We start from the raw sequence: 1,912 nt of genomic DNA, 5'->3' as shown, positions 1-1,912 counted from the left end.
GCGATGTCCTTGAGGAGGCGGCGCATGATCTTGCCGGAGCGGGTCTTGGGCAGTTCGGGGACCACGAGGATGGTCTTGGGTTTGGCGATCGGGCCGATCTCGTGGCCCACGTGGTTGCGCAGCGTGGTGACGATGTCCGGGTCGTCCGCGGCGGAGCCGCGTAGGATCACAAAGGCCACGACGGCCTGGCCGGTGGTCTCGTCGGCGGCACCGACGACGGCGGCCTCGGCCACGGAGGGGTGGCTGACCAGGGCGGATTCGATCTCGGTGGTGGAGAGGCGGTGGCCGGAGATGTTCATGACGTCGTCCACCCGGCCCAGGAGCCAGAGGTCGCCGTCCTCGTCCTTTTTCGCGCCGTCGCCGGCGAAGTACATGCCGTCGAAGCGGGACCAGTACGTGTCCTTGTAGCGTTCGTTGTCGCCCCAGATGCCGCGCAGCATGGACGGCCAGGGTTCGCGGATCACCAGGTAGCCGCCGTGCCCGTCCGGCACGGGGGTGCCGAGTTCGTCGACGACGTCCACGGCGATGCCGGGCAGCGGGACCTGGGCGGAGCCGGGCTTGGCGCTGGTGACGCCGGGCAGCGGGGCGATCATGATGGCCCCGGTCTCGGTCTGCCACCAGGTGTCCACCACGGGGGCCAGGTCCCCGCCGATGACGCGCCGGTACCACATCCATGCCTCGGGGTTGATGGGCTCGCCCACGGAGCCGAGCACCCGGATGGAGGAGAGGTCGTACTTGGCGGGGATGTCCTCGCCCCACTTCATGAAGGTGCGGATCGCGGTCGGGGCGGTGTAGAGGATGGAGACCTTGTACTTTTCCACGATTTCCCAGAAGCGGCCCTGGTGCGGGGAGTCCGGGGTGCCCTCGTACATGACCTGCGTGGCGCCGTTGATGAGCGGGGCGTAGGTGACGTAGGAGTGGCCGGTGACCCATCCGACGTCGGCCGTGCACCAGAACACGTCCGTTTCCGGGTGCAGGTCGAACACGGCGCGGTGCGTGTACGCGGTCTGGGTGAGGTAGCCGCCGGTGGTGTGCAGGATGCCCTTGGGCTTGCCCGTGGTCCCGGAGGTGTAGAGGATGAACAGCGGGTGCTCGGCGGCATGCCCGACGGCGGTGTGCTTGGCAGCTGCCGCGCCGACGGTGTCATCCCACCACTGGTCGCGGCCCTGGACCCAGTTGACGTCCTGGCCGTTGCGCTTGACCACGACGACGTTCTGCACCGAGTGCCCGGGTGCCGTGAGTGCCTCGTCGACGGCCGGTTTGAGCGGGCTGGGCTTGCCGCGGCGGTAGGTGCCGTCGGCGGTGATGACGAGCTTGGCCTCGGCGTCGTCGATGCGCGAGCGCAGGGCGTCGGCGGAGAAGCCGCCAAAGACGACCGAGTGGATGGCGCCGATGCGGGCGCAGGCCAGCAGGGTGATGACGGCCTCGGGGATCATGGGCAGGTAGACGGCCACACGGTCGCCCTTGGCCAGGCCGAGCGCCTCGAAGGCGTTCGCGGCCTTCTTCACCTCATCCGTCAGCTGCGCATACGTGTAGGTCCGGGTGTCGCCGGGCTCGCCCTCGAAGTAGATGGCGACGCGGTCGCCGTTGCCGGCCTCCACATGGCGGTCCAGCGCGTTGTAGGCGGCGTTGGTTTCGCCGTCCTCGAACCAGGTGGCGAAGGGCGGGTTGGTCCAGTCCAGGGTCTTCGTGAACGGCTTGGACCAGGACAGCAGCTCCCGGGCCTGCCGGCCCCAGAACGCGGGCCGGTCCGCGTTCGCCGCGTCATATTCGCCGGCCTTGATGACTGCATTGGCAGCAAAATCGGCACTCGGCGGGAACTGGCGGTTCTCCGTCAGGAGATTCTCCAGCGCGTCGCCGTTGGCCCCGGCCGTGGTCGTTTCGTCGGACATGTAAAACCCCTTCATTCCTT

Annotated in this window: 1 protein-coding gene; it reads right to left on the bottom strand. The window is 68.5% G+C overall.

Annotation, left to right across the window (positions count from 1 at the left end; translation table 11 throughout):
• Positions 1–1,907 (bottom strand): acetate--CoA ligase (gene acs / locus G6035_RS19425; RefSeq protein ID WP_176618744.1); only part of this gene is annotated, 1,907 nt, incomplete at its 3' end.
• Positions 1,908–1,912: the final 5 nt, after the last annotated feature.

Source organism: Arthrobacter sp. SDTb3-6, assembly GCF_013376095.1.
Classification (GTDB): Bacteria; Actinomycetota; Actinomycetes; order Actinomycetales; family Micrococcaceae; genus Specibacter.
This window is presented reverse-complemented; position numbering and strand designations above follow the sequence as displayed.